2 protein-coding genes are annotated in these 20884 nt (G+C 71.8%); both read left to right on the top strand.

Translation table 11 applies throughout. From position 1 onward, the window contains the following. Positions 1-39: 39 nt before the first annotated feature. Positions 40-19944, top strand: coding sequence for a toxin glutamine deamidase domain-containing protein (locus O7597_RS09610; RefSeq protein ID WP_281582500.1), 19905 nt, complete (start codon positions 40-42; stop codon positions 19942-19944). A gap of 29 nt (positions 19945-19973) precedes the next feature. Beyond that, the gene (locus tag O7597_RS09605) at positions 19974-20816 is read left to right on the top strand and encodes a DUF6406 domain-containing protein (protein WP_281582499.1); all 843 of its coding nucleotides are present in this window, start codon (positions 19974-19976) and stop codon (positions 20814-20816) included. The last annotated feature ends 68 nt before the right edge of the window (positions 20817-20884 follow it).

The following is a 20884-nucleotide window of genomic DNA, read 5'->3' as shown; positions in this document are numbered from 1 at the left end:
ACCCGCTACGGGTCGACATCGGACAGAGGGGCTTTCCGGGTGGCGATACCCAATCCCAGGAACTCGCTGGGCGAGTACGCGTGGGTCTGGGACGCCATTGCCTGGGTGAGCGCCGGCGAGGCCTGGCCCAGCGGCGACGAGGACCGCATGCGGGAGTTGGCCGACGCGTGGCAGGCGCTGGCCGACACGGTCAGCGAGACGCTCGGCCAGGCCGATCCGGCGGTCATGAAGATCCTGCAGAGCTGGGGCGGTGGTGCCGGCGAGGCGTTCGGCGGCTTGTGGAACCAGATCGGTGTGGACCCGAACACCGGCCTGCCGCTGATCCAGGAGATCTCCGCCGCGTACGCCGCCGGCTGCGACCAGGCCGCTCTGGAGATCGAGTACGCGAAGCTGACCGTGCTGATCGCGGTCATCATCACCGTCATCGCGGTATTCGTCGCGCTCCTGATGGCCTGGCTGGGCGGGGTGTCCGCGGGTGCCATCCCGGGCATCCTCGCCGGTGGCCGGCAGGCGGTGACTATCGCCTTCCGCCGGTTGATCGCCCAGATGGGTCGGCAACTGCTGACCCGGGCGGGGATGCGGGCCGCGCTGCGGCTGGCCGGCACCCGGCTCGGCCAGATGGCTACCAGCCAAGGCCTACGGCGGGGCCTCAATCGCCTCGGTCGTGAGTTGGTGGAGGAGATCGGCGAGGAGCTGATCATCGACGTCGGCGCCCAGGCGTACCAGATGCACACCGGTACCCGGCGAGAGTGGGATGGCAACCGGACCCTCACCGCCGGCGTGGGTGGCGCGTACGGCGCGGTGCTCGGCACCGGCATGAACTGGGCCGGTCGGCGAGCGGCGCCCCGCATGCCGTTCTCGTTCAGCCCGTCGCAGCTCTCCTTCCGCGGCAGCGGCCTGGTGCGGTGGGGCAGCACGAGCCTCACCTCCGGCGCCCAGAACGCCGTCATCTCGCCGGCGGCCAGCGTGCTCGCCAACGGCACGGTCAACGGACAGTGGGCGATGCCGGGAGCGGACGCCTTCCTGGGCGGCTTCACCAGTGGTGCCGGCCGCACCGGCGCGACCCTCGCTGGTGGCGCCACCGGCAACCTGATGGCGCGGGGCACGAACGCACTCCTCGGCAGGCTGGGGGTCGACGTCGCGCCGAATGTCGGGCCTGCCGGCGGGACCGACCCCGGCCTCGGCGTCGGAGGGGCGAACGGCCTCGGCGACCTCGGCGGCGGTACCAACGGCGCCGGGGCCAATTCGACCGGGGCAGGCGCCACGTCGGGTGCCGGTGCGACCGGTGGAGGCGCCACGTCGGGTGCCGGTGCGACCGGTGGTGGCACGGGCTCGGCCTCGGACGGCGGCTCGGCTGCCTCGGGCGGTGACTCCGCGGCGGGCGTCGGTGGATCCGGCTTGGACGGTGCGGGCAGCTCCAGCGGAGCGGGCGGTAGCTCCGGCGCCGGGACGACCGACACGGGCGGCGGTGCGGTCCAGAACGGCGTCGGTACGGACCCCGAGAGCGGAGCGGGCTCGATCAGCCTCGCACCCCCCTCGACGGATGGTTCGGTGGCACCGACGACCGATGGCTCCGCCGCACCGGCGGTGAATGGCGGGCCGGCGACCGCAGACACGACCGCCGACCCGTCGCACGTCGGCGGCAACACCGGCATCCCGGTGGCCGTCCCTGCCGATGTGATGGCCTCAGCGCGGGACGGCACGCCGGCCGTCAGCGACGGCGGTACCACCAACGACCAGAGCGGCGCGCCGGACAGCCGAAGCGCGCCGGTAACCGAATCACCCGGCACGGACCGGACCGGCAGCGATACGAACACCGACACCGACGTCAGCGACCGGACGACGAGCGAGGCGACGGTTGCGACCGACGGCGGTCTGGTCACTACCCCACCGCCGGAGGTGACCGCCGCCCCGGCCGGCGACGGCTCGACCGGACCCGGCCGGACGATGACCAGCAGCCCGGTATCCGAAGGCCCCTCCGCCACCGGGGACGTGCAGCCCACCGTGCTACCCGGTACGACGACCGCATCCCCGGTGACCGCATCCCCGGTGACGGCACCCGCCGCTCCAACGGTCGGGACACCTCCTGCCACGGTCACGCCAACGGGCCCGACCGCCGTAACGACCCCGGCGTCCCCCACTGGTGCACCTGCCGCAGCCGGCCCGCAGGTGGCGAACACCCCCAACAGCTCGACGCCGACCACGAGCGGTACCCAGACCACAGGCACCCAGCCCGCCGGCAACACCGCCACGCAACCGACCCCCGGCCGGGGTACGCCGCCGGTCGGACCGACCGTCAACCCGACAGCGGCGAACACGGCCGGCTCGATCTCCCTCGCGCCCGCTACCGGCCCGACCACGGCGAACCCCGCGCAGCCCACCGCATCCACGCAACAGGTCGGGCCCACCCAACAGGCGGGCACGCCGGCCCAACAGGCCACCCCGGCCCAACCGGGACAGTCGAGGCCGGATGCGCCTACACCCGTGCCGGCCGACCAGCCCACCCCGGCGGTGCCGGCACAGACGGCGGGCATCGAGCCGGTGACGCCGTCCCTGGACGCGACTCCGACCGTCGACACGGAAACGGACCCGAACTCCGAGCGCAACGATCCGGCCCAGCAGCGCACCGACGGGCCGGTCGTGGTCCCGGTGCCCACCAGCAGCGGCACCGTCCAGAGCGGGCCTACGAACCCCGGCACCGAGACGGCGACCGGTCCAGTCGACCCGCAGACCCTCAGGCGGTCGGAGGGGCCGACCGGACGCGGTACCCACAGCTGGCAGCTGGAGCCGACGTCGGTGGACGGCGACCCCAACGGTCCCGAAGCGGAGCAGGCCCTGATCGAGGCGTCCCGGACGCTGGCCGAGACCGTCCGGCGGGAGGTGAAGGCCGGAACGATATCCAAGGGCAAGCAGCCCGGCATGGCCGGTGCACTGCTGATGCCCGACGGCAGTATCACGACGCACACCAGCATGACCGCCGACAAGAGCACCAACCCGGCCACCCAACCCGCAGTACATCCGCTCGCACAGGCAGCGCTTGATCGTGCAGCAACGGCGCTGCGTACGGGGAAGGGCGCCGGACATGGCAAGTGCGCCGAGGTTGCCCTGATTTCCGACCAGCTCTACCTACTGGAACAGCAATGGCGGAACGCTGGGCAGCCGGGGAACTTCGAGCAATATGCGCTGGACGCCCTCCGAGGCGCCAAGATCGTGACGCATCAGATCGCCACCGCTCGGTCCGGTGGCGTCACATACGAGCTCGGGCACTATCGGCCGCCGTGCCGCTCGTGTGCGCACTTCCTGCCAGAGTTCAATGTCGAGCCGATCACCGACCCCGAGCGAGACGTCACCGTCTACCAACCGCCGGTACCCGGGGTGGTGGGCAATGGGCTGCCACTGAGCGACGGCCGGCCGTACGGGCAGCCGGAGGGTCTGCTGCCGCCGGACCAAGCCGATCAGGATGCGCTCGACGCGGCCGTTATTCGGGATCCGGCGACGGGACGACCTGCCGTGCACCCGGATCCACGGCTCGGTTCGTGGGCCGACCTGCTAAACGATGGCGGGCCGACCGTTCCAGGACGCGCAACGAACTGCGCCGATGTTGGGCTGTCCGTCCTGTCGGCCTGGTACGGACGTCCCGAGGTAGCGGCGCCGACAGTCCCGTCAGCCGAGGTGGAACGGGGCAGCACCACCCGGCAGGAGCAGGCACTGGGCTCCACCTTCGGACACCACGGCAGTGGCGCTCGCGGGTTGGATGCGGTCGCTGACGCTCTCCGCGCGACTGGTCCCGGGGCCGCTGCCCTCATCATCGGCCAGTGGCCGGGCCCTGATGGCCGCGCCCACACCTGGAACGCCGTGAACCACAACGGCACGATCATCTGGGTTGACGGGCAGCGTGGTGTGGTCTCCGACATCGCCCCGCTCTACGCCGGTGAGGTGGACGGCGTCTGGTCGATCGTGCTGGACGCCGAAGGCGATCCGGTCGGTAGGGCCACGCCCGAAGCCAGCACACCGGCTCCGATCCCGCCGGCCTCGACCGCGGACCTACCGAGCGGAGGTCGGGATCAGAACGACTTTCCCACCGGGCGGCCTGGCGCAGCCGTCGACCCGAACAACCCCGACCGCACGCCGGACGACCCGAACGGTACCGACGGGACACCGACCGACCCGACCAAGCCAGACCCGAGCACGCCGGATGTCATGCCGGCTGATCCGAGCACCCCGGATGCGAACACCGATCAGGATCCCGCTCCGGCCGTCTGGCCGGACATGCAGGGCTGGCCGATGCCGGACACGCGCCAGTTCGGGCCGGAGCAGTTGGCCCCACTGGAGGATCCGCAGTACCAGGACGATGTCGAGGACAGCCTGCGTACTCCGGAGGGGTATGAGGTCTTCGCCGACCCCTCGACCCATCCGTACGGTCAGCTGATCAACGACGGCGGGCCGGATCAGCCCGGTCGGGCCAACAACTGTGTCGACACCGTCCTCGCGGCGCTGGCCAGCTTCTACGGCGATCCGCAGGTCTCGCATCCGCGTTGGCCGGACCGGCTCGACGACGGCACCGTCGACACGACACTAGGCGAACTGAACGGCTTCGGCCGGATCGAGAGTTGGATCGGCGGCGACTGGACCGGGGACAACGACGCCCTACCGGGCACCCCCGCAGAGCGGACGGCCGCGCTGGCTGACCAGTTCGAGCAGCTGTATCAGCGGGTTCGCGACGCCGGCCCGGGCGCGTCCGCGGTCATCGCCGTCGACTGGATCCTGTTCGACGAGAACACCGGCGACCCGCTGCTCGACGCCGAGGGCAACACCCAGCCGGCCGGTGAACACGTCTTCCTGCTCGTCTACCCGCAAGGCGCGGACGGGCCGGTGTGGTGGGATCCGCAGTTCGGCAGCACCACCACCGATCCACTGCCGGGCGACTATGTTGGACTGACGCACAACCTGTGGTCGATGGAGGTGCAGCCCGCCCATGCCGATGAGCAGGGAGGAAGCCCGGCAACTGATGACCAGGTTGCTGGGGACGGACAACCCGGTGGCGGTGTTCCCGTTCGAGTTCGGCTGGGCGGCCCAGGAGACACTCTCCCCGCAGCAGCGGACCCAGGGCCGGCAGCTGGGCCAGGGGGTCTTCATCATCGACCAGACGGGGGTGGTGACCGTGCATCCCAGCCTGCCGCCACCGTTGATCATGAAGCGGTACGCGGCGGCCCGCCGGGAGGGCCGGATCACCGGCCGGCAGGTCTGGCCGGCTCCGGATCCGACGGGCTGAGCGACTCCGACGCCACACCTGACAGTCCCTACCTGGACGGGCTGCCGGACACCGACCGGGCCGCCCTGCTCGACGCCCTGGCCGAGGCGCGGACCGAGGCCGATCAGATCCTGGCCGATCTGCACGGCGTCAACGCCGAGGTGAACGCGCAGCTCGGACTGACCGGCGCGGACGCGCTCAGCACGCTCGGTGAGCAGCACCGCGTCAAGGGTGCCGAGTCCCTGGCCCGCAAGTACCGCACCGAGTTGGAGCCCCTCGGGTACGACATCGGTCCGGCGCTGGACACCGTGAACGATGTGGTGCGGTTCTCGGTACGGGGACCGGAGTCCGAGGCGTACGGGCCGGCGGTGGACGCGCTGCTGACCTCGCTGGAGGCCCGGGGCTACCAGGTCACCGACCTGAAGAACTTCTGGCACCCGGGAAACCGTTTCTTCGGCCTGAACTGCACGCTCACGGCGCCGTCGGGGCGTACCTTCGAGCTGCAGTTCCCGACCGGCACCAGCTACCACGTCGGCGGACAGACCCACGACCAGTACGAGGTGATGCGCGATCCGGCGCAGACGCCGGCCGCCCGCGTACACGCGTTCCTCGACATCCTGGCGGTCAACAAGGCCAACGGCATCGCGGCGAGCATGCCCGGGGGCATGGACAGCGCCCGGTTCGACACGCCGAAGGACACCAGCTTCGCCAAGTGGATGGCCGCACCCCGGCAGGCGAGCATCCGAGAGTCGTACCTTGACTGGCTCAGCCAGCAGGGTCTGACGTTCGCCGACGTGCTCGCCGCGCGAGGATTGGCCCTGTCCGACCTGCCGGGTCTGGACCCTGACCTGATGGGGGGCGCGCATGGCAGCGCTGACGTTCGGCTACTTCCTCCTGCGCAGACCGGAGGATCCGGACGGCCCGCCGGTCAACCTGATCGCGGAGGCGGACAGCGCCGGGCCGACCCAGGCGGTGATCTGGGACCGACCGAAGCGGGCGTGGACGTTCCGCCCGGACGTGGCGGCGGCGATCCTGTGGGCGAATCCGGAACGCCACGAGATCCAGCAGGTCGACCGGGCGACGGCCGAGCGCCAGGTGGCGCACTTCGCGACGGTGCCGTTGCCGACGGAGGACGAGCTGACGGAGATCTGCCGCTCGGCGGTCTGACCGCGGACGGCACAGGTGCTCCGGCTCAGCCAGGCGAGTCGGACCAGGCCGACCTGGGTTCGCCGGTTACGGCCGAAACCCCGTCGGTACCGCTCGACACCGACCACGGTCTGGCGCAGACCCGGCGTCTCGGGCCGGGTGAGCTGGCCCCGTTGGAGGATCCCGGCTACCAGTGGGAGGTCGAGCAGAGCCTGCGTACGCCGGGCGGCTATCGCTTGTTCGCCGATCCGTCCACCCACCCGTACGGTCAGCTCGTCAACGACGGCGGCCCGGGCCAGCCGGGTCGCGCCAACAACTGTATGGACTCCGCGCTCTCGGCGCTGTCGAGCTTCTTCGGAGACCCCCGGGTGGCCTTCCCCCGCTGGCTGGACATCCGGCCGGACGGTTCGATCGAGACGGTGACCGGCGAGGCGAGTGGGCTCGACCGGGCCGAGGAGTGGCTCGGCGTCGAGTGGTCCGGCGGATCGGAAGGGCTGCCGACGACTCCGGCCGAGCACGCCGCGGCCGTCGCCGAGCAGTACGCGCAGCTTCATCAGCGTGTCGCGGCGGCCGGTCCGGGTTCGGCGGCCCTCGTCGTGGCCGAATGGGTCCGGACGGATCCCCTCAGCGGCGATCTCGTCCTCGACCGGGGGCACGTGCAGGTCCAGGACTCGCACGCCTTCGTCCTGGTGTATCCGGAGGGTGCCGACGGGCCGGTCTGGTGGGATCCGCAACGAGGGACGACGTGGCCGCAGCCCCCGGCCGCGTACCTGGCACAGACGTATGCGCTGTGGTCGATGGAGACCATGGCGGAAAGGGTTACCGATGACGGAGGACGAGGCGCAGACGCTGATCAGGCGCCTGCTCGGCACGGCGAACGAGATCGAGCTGCACCCGTTCGAGTTCGGCTGGCTGGCGAAGGAACAGCTGTCCCCACAAGAACGGGCGGAGGGCAGGCAACTGGGCCACGGGAGCTACATCATCGACCGGACGGGAGTGATCACAGTTCAGATGAGTCTGCCGGTACCGCTGCTGATCGCGGAGTACACGCAGGCCCGCCGGGAGGGCCGGATGACGGGTCGGCAGGTCTGGCCGACGGAGGAACCGACGGCCTGACGCCGCCGGCCGAACCGGCCGGGGAGGTCGGGCCATCGTCCGTCGACCCGCCGCCGGGCGACCCCGGGCCCGCAGCCGACCCGGACGGCCCCGACCTGCGGCAGGCGGCAGCCGGTACGACCTTCGGTGGTGCGCTGCTCGACGCCGACCCCGCGCGTACCACGATCGCCGTCGAGGCGGCCCTGACCACCGGGCCACTACCCGACGGGGCGAGCGCCGACCCCGCCACCGCCACAGTCGCCCTGGCCACCCTCGACGGTCCCTATCCGGTACGCGTCGAGCCGACCCCGGCCGCGGCGGACGCGGCGGTCGCACCAGTGGCCGCCATCCGCTACACCGCCGACGGGGCCGTCGTGCAGGTGTCCACGAGCGCCCACCCGGACCACGTCCGGCGGGCGGTGGCGGCGGCTCTCGCCGAAGTGGACGCGATCGCCCAGCAACGGGCCGAGGGGCTGCGGTTCGACGCGACCACCGCACTCGCCGAGGGCGCCCGGCCGGAGGGCGACGGCACCCGCGTGCTGACCGCACGCGACCTCGGCCACCTCGCCGAGCTGCGGGTGGTGCTCGCCGACAGCGCCACCGCCGCCGATCCGGGCACCGCCGGTCAACTCCGTGCCGAGGCACTGAGTCTGCTCGTCACCTCCGGTCTCCTCGAACAGGAACCGGCGCACGTCGTGCACGGGCTCGGTGGCAACACACCGGTGGTCGGGCCGGAAGCGGCCCAGGCCCGCCTCGACCTGATCCACCATCTCCTCGGTCCGCTCGCCACCGAGGTGGAGGCCCTGATCGGGCTCGCGCACGGTGGTGGTCAACAGCTCGTAACCGACATCCGGGCGGCCCAGTCGGCGATCCGTGCCGAGGCGCGGGCCTGGGCACAGCAGGCCACCGCCCTGCGCGACGCGGCCGATCTGGCATTGACCGCCAGGGTGGACGCCACCCTGGGCGTGGCGCCCGACCACGTCTTCGACCGGCTCGTCATCGGTGGCGGTTGGGCCGCGACCGCCGACTTCGTCACCCTGGGTGCCGCGGCGGACGCCGGCCACGGCCTGCCGTCGGTGCTCTGCGTGTCCCAGGGACACGACCCGTGGGCGGAGCGCCAGGCGCTGCTGATGGGGCAGGTCCCCTCCGAGCTGGAACTTCCCGGTCTACCGTTCCAGCCGGCCGACCTGGCCGAGGAGGGCACCCAGTTCACCCCGTCGGACGTCTTCGCCGACGCGGTGGGCGCGGCGCGCGCGCTCTCCGGCATGCCGACCTACCAGGGCACCGCCACCTCGATCACCCCTCGACCGGCCGACGCCACGGGCTGGCCCGACGGCGCCAACTTCCGGGTGACCGTCAACGGCCGGGACATCTACACCACCTCCGTCGACATCGCCAGCGGGCCGGGACCGTCCCGGGTACCCAGCGTCCCGACGAACGCCACCGGCGCATACGTCGACCCGGACACCGGGTACCGCGTCGACCGCTCCGGCGGCACGCCGCTGTTCCAGGACCCGGACGGCAACCAGATCGCACCGGAGAGCCTGCCGCCGCAGGTACGAGCGGTCCTCGGCGGCCCGGGCACCAGCCGGGGTGATCTGCCGCTGCTCGCCGACCTGACCGGGCGGCCCACCGATCCGCTGGTGGTCGACCCGATGTCCGGGTACGCGGTGGACGTCACCACCGGCCAGGTTGTCGACTCCGGCGGCTCGCCGGTGCACACCGGTGCCGTGCCCACCGAGGTCGCGGCTCGGCTGGGCTTCGCTCCGGACGGGTCCTTCACTGATCCTCGGCCGGCCGCGCCACCTGTCGACTTCGGTGGGCAGAACCTCGCCGACGCGTACCGTCCCGGTGACCGGGTGCTCGTCTTCGGCGCGGGCGCCTCCGGCGCGTGGGACATCGAGCAGGCAGTGGCGTCGCCCGCCGCGAGCGTCGACTGGTCGGCCCGCGCCGTGGACCCGCCGCCCGGCCAGCTCACCGGTGACCCGGACCAGGACGCCGAGGCGCGTCTGCGGCACAGCTTCGGCGGCGGCTACAACCGGCGGAACACGCTGCCCGACGTCGGTGCCTACGCCGACACGGTGCGGAGCCAGGTCGACCTGTCGCTCCGGGAGATCGTCAGCCTCCGGCACACCGTCGACGGCGGCTTCCTGGTGGAGTTCACCGACGGCAGCCGCCAGGCGTACGACCGGGTGGTGCTCTCGATCGGCCAGGCGGCCGACTTCCCGGGGGGTGTCGCCAACCTGGTATCCGGGCTGGGGCTGGAGCCGCTGAACGGACCTGTGGCCGTGCCGGACGCCGAAACCGACGTGCTGGGCCTTCGTGATGCCTCAGGGCGGCTCCGCGTCCTGGGTGCGGCGAGCGTCGCTCCGGGTGTGGTCGCCGAGACGTCCAACCCGTCGGACGTCCGTGCCCTCCTGACCGCCCAGGCCAACGCGTTGCCCGACGACTCCCGCGGCATCCAGCCCAGCATCCGGTTCCATGCCCAGCGCATCGCCGAGGCCAATCGACCCGCACCGCCGAGCGCACCGGGTGACAGCCAGGCCGTACCCGGTGCCCCGTCCGGGCCGGACGACCTAGACGTCGTGGTACCTCGGGGGCCCCTCCCAGGCCCAGCGGACGTCGAGCCAGGGCAGCGGTCCGAACCGGTCGAGAAGTCGCTGCCCGAGAGCGGGCACCTCGACGTCGATCGGTCTGCCGTCACTGTCCTGACCGACGCCGTACGGCAGGATCTCGACCCGGTTGCGGTCGAACTGGACGTAGCGCAGGCGGGGGAGGTTGCGGCTGGCGGCCAACGCCTCGGCCCCGTCGGCACCGACATCGCAACGGGACAGACCGAGCCAGCGCAGCCGGCCCAGGCAGCCCGATCCAGCGAGGTGCCGCACGCCGGCGTCGCCGATGGGGTTTCCGCCCAGGTCCAGCCCGACCAGTTGTCCCAGCAGGGGCGACGCGGCGATGTCGGCGATGCGTCCGGAGACATCGGTAAGCACCAGGTGCCGAACGGGAACGCTTCGCCAGACCTCGGTTCCGTGGTCGAGGAAGGCGTCGGCACGCATGGTCACCGACTCGACGAATCCGCGCCGCAGCCGCCAGTCGTCGACCAGCCGCTCGACGGGGCGGGCGAGTCGCGGTCCGATCCTGCGCCCGAGCAGCAGACGTCGGGGGGTACTCCCGCCGTCGAGGTCGAGGCGGATCAGCTCGGCGTGCTCGGGGTCGGTGGTCTCGATGGCGTCGGCGTAGCGTCGCCGCAGGTCGAGGTCGTCGGGGTCGGCGAGGATGGTGGCGTAGAGGTCGGCGGTCATGGCCATGACGGCAGCGTATCGACGGACGGCGCGAGCACCGCCCCTCGTGGCCTGTCGTTGCCGGAGAGCCGACGGTTCGGGCCGGGTGAACTGGCTCCGCTCGAAGATCCACGTTTCCAGGACGATCTCGCGGCGAGCCTCGCCACCGGGCAGGGGTACGCGGTCTTCGCGGATCCGTCGACCCATCCGTACGGGCTGCTGGTGAATGACGGTGGACCAGAACAGCCCGGTCGCGGCAACAACTGTCTCGACTCGTCGCTGGCGGCGCTGGCCAGCTTCCACGGCGAGCCGCAGGTGTCCGTACCGCGCTGGGCGGATCGCTTCGTCGACGGCTCGATCGATCGCGTCACCGGCGAGCGGGGCGGACTGGAGCGCGCCGAGGCGTGGATCGGCGGCGAATGGATCGGTGGTTCCGGCAACCTGCCGATGGACCTGTCCGCCCGTACGGATGCGGTCACCGCCCAGTACGCGGACCTCTACCGGCAGGTGGCGGACGCCGGCCCCGGGGCGTCGGCGCTGGTGGTGGCCGACTGGCTGTTGCTCGACGCGGCCGGGAACGTGGTCCTCGACGAGGCTGGCCGACCTGAGGTCGACAGCTCGCACGCCTTCGTGATCGTCTTTCCGGCGGGCGCCGACGCGCCGGTGTGGTGGGATCCGCAGACCGGGACGACGTCGGCGGAGATGCCCGCCGCCGATGTGCGGGAAACCCACGCGCTCTGGGCGATGATGGTGCCTGACGGAGAGGGGCGAGTTGACCGAGGACGAGGCGCTGACGCTGATCAGCCGACTGCTGCGGACCGGGAATCCGATCCTGCTACGGGAGTTCGAGTTCGGCTGGCTGGCCCGGGAGAGACTCTCGGAGCAGGAGCGGGCCTCGGGGATGCACGTGGGCCAGGGCAGCTACATCATCGACCGCTCGGGAGTGGTCACAGCACACACCAGCCTGCCGCCGCGTCGGGTGATGGAGGAGTACGCGCAGGCGCGACGGGAGGGCAGGATCAAGGGTCGCCAGGTGTGGCCCGAGGCGGAGCCGACAGTCTGACCCGGACCGACGGCTCGATGCCGTCGGACGACCCGACCGGGAGCACCGGACCTACCGGCCCCGGGGGCCCTCCGGGGCCGGGCATCGACTCCGCGATCGACGCTGAGGGGCCCGATCTCCGCCGGGCCGCCGCCGGTACGACCTTCGGTGGTGCGCTGCTCGACGCCGATCCGGCCCGGACCGGGGAGGCCATCCAGGCCGCGGTGGACGGCGGGGCACTGCCCGACCGTGCCCGCGTCGACCCGGCCAGCGGCACCGTAACCCTGGACACGCTTGACGGCCCGTACCGGGTACGCATCGAGCTGACCGATCCGGCGGCGAACGTGCCGCTCGTCCCCGTTGCCACCGTGCAGTACCACCCCGACGGCGCGGTGGTGCGGGTGTCGACCGGGGCTCATCCGGACCACGTCCACCGTGCCGTGGCCGCGGCCCTTGCCGAGGTGGACACCGTCGCTCAGGATCGGGCCGCGGGGCTGCGCGTCGACGCCACCACGGCGCTCGCCGAGGGCGCTCGAACGGCGGGCAACGGTTCCCGGCCTCTCACCGCCCGAGACATGGGCCGCCTCGCCGAACTGCGGGTCGTACTCGCGGAAAGCGCCGCCACGTCCGAGCCGGGCCGAGCCGGTCAACTACGAGCCGAGGCGCTGAGTCTGCTCGTCTCCTCCGGGCTGCTGGAGCAGGAGCCTGCCGCCCCCGTTCACGGACACGCTGCCAACGTGCCGATGGTCGGCCCGAAAGCGGCCCAGGCGCGCCTGGATCTGATCCGGAACCATCTCGGCACCCTCGCCCCGGAGGTCGGGAACCTGCTCGGGCTCGCCCAGAGCGACGGGCAGCAACTCCTCGCGCAGCTGCGCGCCGCTCAATCGGCGGTCCGTGCTGAGGCCCGAGCCTGGGCGCAGCAGGCGACCGCCCTGCGCAACGAGGCCGACCTCGCGTTGACCGCCCGGGTGGACTCCGCGCTGGATGCGGCACCCGACCACGTCTTCGGTCGGTTGGTGATCGGTGGGGGTTGGGCCGCCACCGCTGACTTCGTCACGCTTGGCGCTCCCGCCGACCCGGGGGCCGGCCTCCCACCGGTGCTCTGCGTCTCCCAGGGGCACGACCCGTGGGCGGAGCGGCAGACGCTGCTGATGGGGCAGGTCCCCTCCGAGCTGGAACTTCCCGGGCTGCCGTTCCAACCGTCCGACCTGGCCGAGGAGGGGACCGGGTTCACCCCGTCCGATGTGTTCGCCGACGCGGTGGGCGCGGCCCGTGCGCTCAACGGCATGCCCACCTACCAGGGACTGGCCACCTCGGTCACGCCGCGCCCAGCTGACGCCACCGGATGGCCCGACGGTGCGAACTTCCGGGTGACCATCGGCGGCCGGGAGGTCTTCACGGCGGCACTGGACATCGCAACCGGCCCCGGCCCTTCCCGGGTGCCCACCGCGCCGACCGGTACCGCCGGCGACTACGTCGACCCCGCCACCGGTTACCGCGTGAGCCGCTCCGGGACCACGCCGGTGTTCCGCGACCCCGCCGGTGCGGTCATCGGTCTGGAAAGCCTCCCCCCGCACGTACGAGCCGTCCTCGGCGGTACGGGTGCCTTGGACCTTCCGCTGCTCACCGATCTCAGCGGTCAACTGACCGATCCGTTGGTGATCGACCCGTCCAGCGGCCACGCGGTGAACATCCTGACCGGGCAGGTGCACGACCCGGCGGGCGACCCGGTGGACCCACGGGCACTGCCCGAGGAGGTTGCGGCCCGTCTCGGCCATGCCCGGGACGGCTCGTTCACCGATCCCCGCCCGGCCGCGCCGCCGGTCGACTTCGGCGGACAGAACCTGGCCGACACCTACCAGCCGGGCGACCGGGTACTGGTCTACGGGGCGGGACCGTCCGGGGCGTGGGACATCGAGCAGGCCGCTGCCTCCGCAGCGGGGCGCATCGACTGGTCGGCCCAGGCCAGGCCGCTACCGGCCGACCGGGTGACGGGTGATCCCGTCGTCGACACCCGAGCCCAACTGGAGTTCAGTTTCAGCGGCGGTGACAACCGGCGTAACAACCTGCCCGGCCTCGGTGCGTACTCAGACGCTGTCCAGGCCCGCGTGTCGGACAGGTCGATGCGCAGCATTGTCGGCATCCGACACACGGTCGACGGAGCGTTCGTCGTCGGGTTCAGCGACGGTACCGAGCAGGTCTACGACCGAGTGGTGCTCTCGATCGGGCAGGAGCCCCGGCTTCCCGGCGGCGTGCACACCCTGCTGTCCGAGATCGAGTTGGCAACACTTGAAGGACCGTCCATCCGAACGAAGGACCCGGTCCCTGACCTGCTGGGGCTACGTGACCGCAGTGGTCAGCTCAGGGTCCTCGGCGGTGCCAGCGTGGCCGGGGCACTCCTGGCCAGGGTCGATGAGGGCCTGACGGAGGTCGTCCTGCGTCAGGCAGCGGCACTGCCGGACGACTCGCAGGGCATCCCGCCCAGCATCCGGTTCCACGCCCAGCGAATCGCCGAGGCGAACCGCGGTGTCCCGCCGGTGTCGCCGCTGGTCGGCGGCGCCGCGCCGCCGGATCCTCCTTCAGACCTCGTCCCAGAGGGCGATGCTGTACAACCTCCAGCCCCATTGGATGTCGAGCCAGGGCAGCGGGCCGTACCGGGCGATCAATTCCTGCCCGAGCGGAGGCATCTCGACCCAGACGGGCGATCCGTCGATGTGCTGCCCGTGGCCCTGAGCGGTGACCTCGACGGGGTTGCGCCGCAGGTCGACGTAGCGCAGGGCGGGCAGATTGCGGGTGGCGGCGAGGGTCTCGGCTCCGGCCGGGCCGATGCCGCAGCGCGCCAGGCCCAGCCAGCGGATCCGGCGCAGGTGCGGGGAGTCGACGAGGGTGGCGAGTCCGTCGTCGCCGATCGGGTTCCCGCGCAGGTCGAGGGCGACCAGGCGGTCGAGGCAGGCGACCTGGGCGATGTCGGTCATGAGTCCGGCGGCTTCGGTCAGGACCAGGTGGCGGACGGGGTGGTGGGCCCAGACCTCGTCGCCGTGGTCGATGAGGGTACGCGCGGTCATGGTGACCGATTCGATCAGTCCGTTGCGGATTCGCCAGTCGACGAGCAGGTGAGCGACGGGATCGGCGAGGCGCGGGTGGATCCGCCGGTGCAGGAACAGCATCTCCCGGGTGCCGTCGGCCCCTTCCAGGTCGAGGCGGATCAGCTCGGCCCGCTCGGGATCGGTGGTCTCGATGGCGTCGGCGTAGCGTCGCCGCAGGTCGAGGTCGTCGGGGTCGGCGAGGATGGCGGCGTACAGCTCGGCGGGCGTGGCCATGACGCCAGCGTATCGACGGGCGACTCGATCACCGCCGGTGCCGTTCCGGGCTCCACCTTCCACGGTCTGGGTCGCCCGGTCGCCGACCCGGCGGCGGTGCTGGATCTGGCCCGGTCCGCGCTGCCGCAGATCGCGCAGTACGCCCAGGTGGACGCGGTGGCCCCGGTCGGGCCGGACCTGTTCGAGATCCACTCTGCCGGGCAGCAACCGCTTACCGTACGGCTCGCCAGTGCTCCGTTGCCCGACGGCCTGGTGGCCCGATCGACCCGCGACCCGGACGGCGTCCTCACCGTCACGGTGTCCGACCGGGCCGCCGAGCCGGTGGTGGCGCGGGCGCTGGCGCACGAGGTCGCCGAGCTGGCGGCGCTGCACGAGGCCGGTCGGGCGCTTGTCGGTCCGCTGGACCCGGGCAACACCCAGGGCCCCATCGACCCGGCGGGGCTCACCGCCCACGACCGAGGTCGAATGGCGGAGATCCGGCTGCTCGCCGCCACGTACGCCGCCGCCGACCTGGCCGCCCGACCCGCCGTGCGCGCCGAGATCGACGCCCTCGCCGGTCACCTCGGCCTGCGGGTCGGTGACCCGGACGTCCGGTCGCGGTGGGCGGTGCTACCCCGGGACGTGCTGGCGCACCTCATGCGGCTCAGCGTGCCGTCGATCACGACCGACGCGGTCTCCACCGTGCTGGCCGGTGCCGCCATCCTCACCGAGGTCGAGCGGATCAGGATGATCGACTACCGGGCCAGACTGGCTCCGGACTTCCAGGTGCCCCAGCAGGCGGACCTGGACGCCCGGCTGCGGCACCTGGCGACCGAGGCCGAACACGCGCAGGCCGGCATGCCACGGATGTCCGCCTTCGCCGGACAGATCGTCGGTGTCCCGCAGGCACAACTCAACCGGATCCGGGCGGTGGATCCGCAACTCGCCGACCGGCTCGCCACCGAAGGCATCTACGTCGACCTGACCGGCCGCTACGACCTGCGCCCGTACATGGTGCCGAACGTGCCCGCCGTCGACCTCGGCGCCGCACGCCCGGCATTCGACCTGACCACCGAGGCCGGGCGGCGCGCCCAACTGCACGAGGACCGACAACGCGCCCGCGCGGCGCTGCGTGGTCTCCACGGTGACCAGGCAGCCGCCCTGCTCACCGAACACGAATTCCACTACCAGGGCACCGCGAGGTGGATGGGACTGGTGCCGGACGTCCTGACCGACGTCCTGCGCAGCATCACCCCGGCGCCGACGGCCATCGGCGCGACCGTGGAGAACTCCGCGACGCAGGAGACAGCGGCCGAGATCCGGGTCTCGGCCGACCGGGTGACTCTGCCACCGGAATCGGCCAACCAGCCCGGTCCGGTCTACGGGTCGGCACTGGACGCCCGCACCGGGCAACCTCCGCCGCTGTTCGACGGGCCGCCGAAGCGGGAGGACGTACAGCAGGGGGCGCTCGGCGACTGCGGCATGATCGCCGTGATCGGCTCGGTCGCCGGTCGACTTCCGGACAGCGTCGCGCAGATGTTCCACCCGAACCCGGACGGCTCGGTCGACGTGGTGCTGCACGAGACAAGTGGGCCCGACCGCGCGATCACGCCCACCGGTCGACAGCTGCGGGTCACCGTCTTCCCGGACGTGCCGTTGCACCCCAACTCGAACGGCCACAGCGTCTACGCCGACCAGTCCGTGGTCGGATCGGCCTGGGCGTCGCTGCTGGAGAAGGCGATCGCGGCGATCGACCGTACCTGGACCCAGCAGCGCCACGACCAGTGGCAGCAACAGTGGACCGCCCGGCCAGGTGTGGACGCCACCCAGGCGGCCCCGCTCGGCTACGCCCGGCTGGACAACGGCAGCAGCCGCCTGGTGCAGGCCGAGTTGCTCAGCCAGCTCACCGGCCTGCCGACCGGGGTCAGTGAACTGGACCCGACACCGGGCCGGGAAGCCGACGTCGAGGCACGACTGGCAGCCCTGTTGGCCGCCGGCAGCCCGATGATCACCGGCACCCGGCCGGCCGACGCCTACGCTGCCCAACCGGGCAGCAAGCCACCGTACGGACTGGTCGCGGGGCACGCGTACGAGATCGTGTCGGTCACGAACGGCGAGGTGCAGCTGCGTAACCCGTGGAACGCGCAGCATCCGGCCCCGATGCCGCTGCGCGCCTTCCTCGACCTGATGAGCCCCTGGTACGCCCACGTCGAGTTGGCTCGGAGCACCGTCGCGGCGCTGCCCGGCTCGGCGTTCCACGGTCAGGGCCGACCCGCCGCCGACGCCCCGGCCGTGGTGGACCGGGCCCGGCTGGTGCTACCCACCCTGGCTGAGCAGGTCGGCGCGGACCAGATCGTGGCGGTCGGCCCGGACGCCTTCGAGCTGCGCGCGTCCGGTGTGGCGCCGCTGCGAGTCCGGGTCACCGCCGCCCCGCTGGCCGACGGCGTCGTGGCACAGACCATCCGCAACCTGGACGGCACCTTCACCCTCACCGTCGCCGACCGTGCCGGAGACATGGCGGTCGACCGTGCGGTGGCGCACGAGGCCGCCGAACTACTGGCCCGGCACGAGACTGGTACCGCCCACGTCGGGCTCTTCGACCAGGGCGCGGCGGAGGGGCCGATAGATCCCGCCGGCGTCTCGGTCCGGGACCGGGGTCGGGTGGCCGAACTGCGCCTCATGGCCGCCTGGTACGCACAGGCCGATCCCGCCGCCCGGCTCGCCCTGCGAGCCGAGATCGACACCCTGGTCGACCGCTTGGGCCTCCGCTGGGGTACGCCCGACGCGGCCGCCCGCCTCGCTGCCCTGCCTGCCGACGTGTGGACCCACGTGATGCAGCTGAGCCTGCCGGTGATCACACCGGAGGCGGTGGCCGACGCCCTGGCGTTCAACCCCAACCAGACGATGGTCGAGCGGTTCCGCGCCATCGACTACCGAGGCCGGCTGGCTCCCGACTTCCAGCCGCCGCCCGCCGCCGAGCTGGCCGCGAAGTTGCGGGAGTTGGCCGTGCACGGGGAGCAGAGCCAGTCCTCGCTACCCCGGATGCCCGCCCTCGCCGGGCAGCTCATCGGCCTGCCGCCGAACCTGCTGGACCAGGTCCGCCGGCACGACCCACAGTTGGCCGATCGGCTCGCCACCGAGGGCATCTACGTCGACCTGACCGGCCGCTTCGACCTGCGCCCGTACACCCTCGAAGGTGCCCCGGAGTTCAACCTGGAGAGGTCCGTACCCGCGTACGACCTGAACACCCCAGCCGGCCGCAACGCGCTGCTGACCGAGGACCGATCGCGAACCTATGCGGCCTTCAACGTCGAGTACGGGTCGAATCCCGCCGCCATGGCGGTGCTCGCCACGCACAGCTTCCACTACCAGTCCGACGCGCGGCGGATGGGGCTGGTACCAACGGCGCTGACCGAGGCACTGCGGTTGATGATGCCGCCTGACCCGGCCATCGAGACCGAGGTCAGCCCGACCGTGACTGCCGACGAGGTCGCCGTGACCGCCGACCGGGTAACGCTGCCTGACCCAGACCCCGAGTTTCCGATCGAGTACGGTCACGCACTGCTGCCCGCGACGGGCAAGCCGGCACCACTTTACGACGGCACGCCCCGACGGGCGCAGGTGCAACAGGGCGTGCTGGGCGACTGTGGGATGTTGGCCACGGTGGCCGCCCTCGCCGGGCATCGGCCGGAAAGCATTCCTCAGTTGTTCGAGCCGCAGCCGGACGGCACGGTGGACGTCCTGCTGCACGAGACTGTGTTGCGCGGAGACGGGTCGGCGGCGACTGGCCGGCGCATCCGGATCAACGTGCACCCTGACGTCCCGGTGCATCTCGGCAGCTCGTGGGCCGCCTATGCCGACCAGTCGGAAGTCGGCGTCGGGTGGGCAGCGGTGTTGGAGAAGGCGCTCGCGGCGGTGGATCGCACCTGGACCAAGGAGCGGCACGAGCAGTGGCAGGGCGACTGGCGCGGGTGGGAGAGCAAGGATGATCCGCACCGTGCCGCTCCGATGGGCTACGCACGGCTCAACGTCGGCAGCACCGCCCTGATGCAGGCCGAGCTGCTCGCCCAGCTCACCGGCCTGCCGGCCCGCCAGACGCTGCTTGATACGACACCGGGTCGAGAGGCCGAGGTCGAGCGACGACTGGCGACGCTGCTCGCGGCCGGCAGCCCGATCACTATCGCGACCTGGCCAAAGGAGAGATATCCCGGGCTCGCCGTTGTGCCATACGGGCTGAAGCCGAAGCACGTCTACGAGATCGTGGCGGTACAGAACGGCCAGGTGCAGCTACGTAACCCATGGAACACGGAGCATCCATCGCCGATGCCGGTGCGAGCGATGCTGGACCTGATGGGGCCGTGGTGCGCGCACCTGGAGCAGCTACCGGCTTCCGCTCCACCGGCGCCTCGAAGGGGCGGTGGCCACGCAGCGAACGCCCAGCCACCGGTGCCCTCGCCCCGAGTGTCCGTCGAGCAGATGGTCGATCGTCCTCAGGCCGTCCCCAGCCCGGGCTCTCCGCTGATCGATCAACCCAGCCTGTCGGCAAAGCCCGCGTCGCCACACCGCACCCTTGGTCGCACTGATCTCGATGACGAGCGGTATGCGATCAGCTACTTCGCCATGCTCGCGCCTGGCGGTAGCGTGGCTGGGCTGATGGTGTCCGAGGTCGGCGACCCGGGACGCTCGCTGCACTGGACGGCGAGTGGCGTTGTGCCGGGGCAGGCGACGCCGGCACCGGTGGATCGTGCGGATGCCGAACGGATCGCCCGCGACGTGCTCGGTTTCGCGCTTCCCGCCGAGCCGGCGCTGTACGACATGCTGGACACCTGATCGTGCCTAAGGGAACCGGGAGGTTACTGGTGCGTTCATTCACTCATGTGGCCGCCGTCCGGAACAACACGACGACGCCTGTCGGGCCGGCCCGGTTCGGGGTGCGCTGGGTCGACGTGGGGCCGCCGGTACGTGCCGAAATCATCGTCATGCCCTTCCAACGTGACGAGAGCTTCGCCCACGAGGTCACGCTCGGCGAGACCTTCCCGGTTGGCGAGGAGACTTGGCGCTTCGCGGATCTGGACATGTCCAGCGCGGACGACTGGAAGGTCACCGTCCGTCGGGTGGACAAAGACGAGGTGATGGAGCCGCCGACCGGCCGGCTGTGGAAACGAGCACGGCTGCGACCCTACGGCCAGTTGGACGAGACCCAGCTCCAGTCGCTGGAGGCCGCGCTCGGGGCCTCGCTCCCGCGTGAGTACCGCGTCTGGCTGGCGCGGAACAATGGTGCGCAACCCGAGGTGCCGCACCACATCCCCGGAATGCCTGTCGCCCTGCTTCCGTCGGCTCCGCTGTTCGGCGTCCACCCCGAATATCCCCCGTTCGACCTGGTGCACGCCCAGCGTCGATACCGCGACCCCTGGCTGTCGCGGGCCTGGCTGGTGATCGCGAATACGGCCAGTGGGCTGCTGGTTGTCTCGGCGGAGTTGGGCAACGAGAGCGTCTATTTTGTGAGTGAGCTTGACCTGGTCGGCCCACCTGGCCCGGCAGCTACGGCCGCCCGGGAAAGGAAGCTGCGGGCGGTGGCCTGGTCGATGTACGAGTTCATCGGCCGGCTGACCCCGATGGAGATGGACCACTTTCCCCCCGTCGAGATCCACCCGCCCGGGACGTTTACGGATCCCGCCAACTACGAGCACGGGCAGCCATGAGAGCGGCACGGGTGGACGGCACAGCCGCCGATTCGCTGAGCGACCCGATCGTTGCGCAGTGCGCGGAG

Source organism: Verrucosispora sp. WMMC514 (assembly GCF_027497295.1).
Lineage (GTDB): Bacteria > Actinomycetota > Actinomycetes > Mycobacteriales > Micromonosporaceae > Micromonospora > Micromonospora palythoicola.
This window is presented reverse-complemented; position numbering and strand designations above follow the sequence as displayed.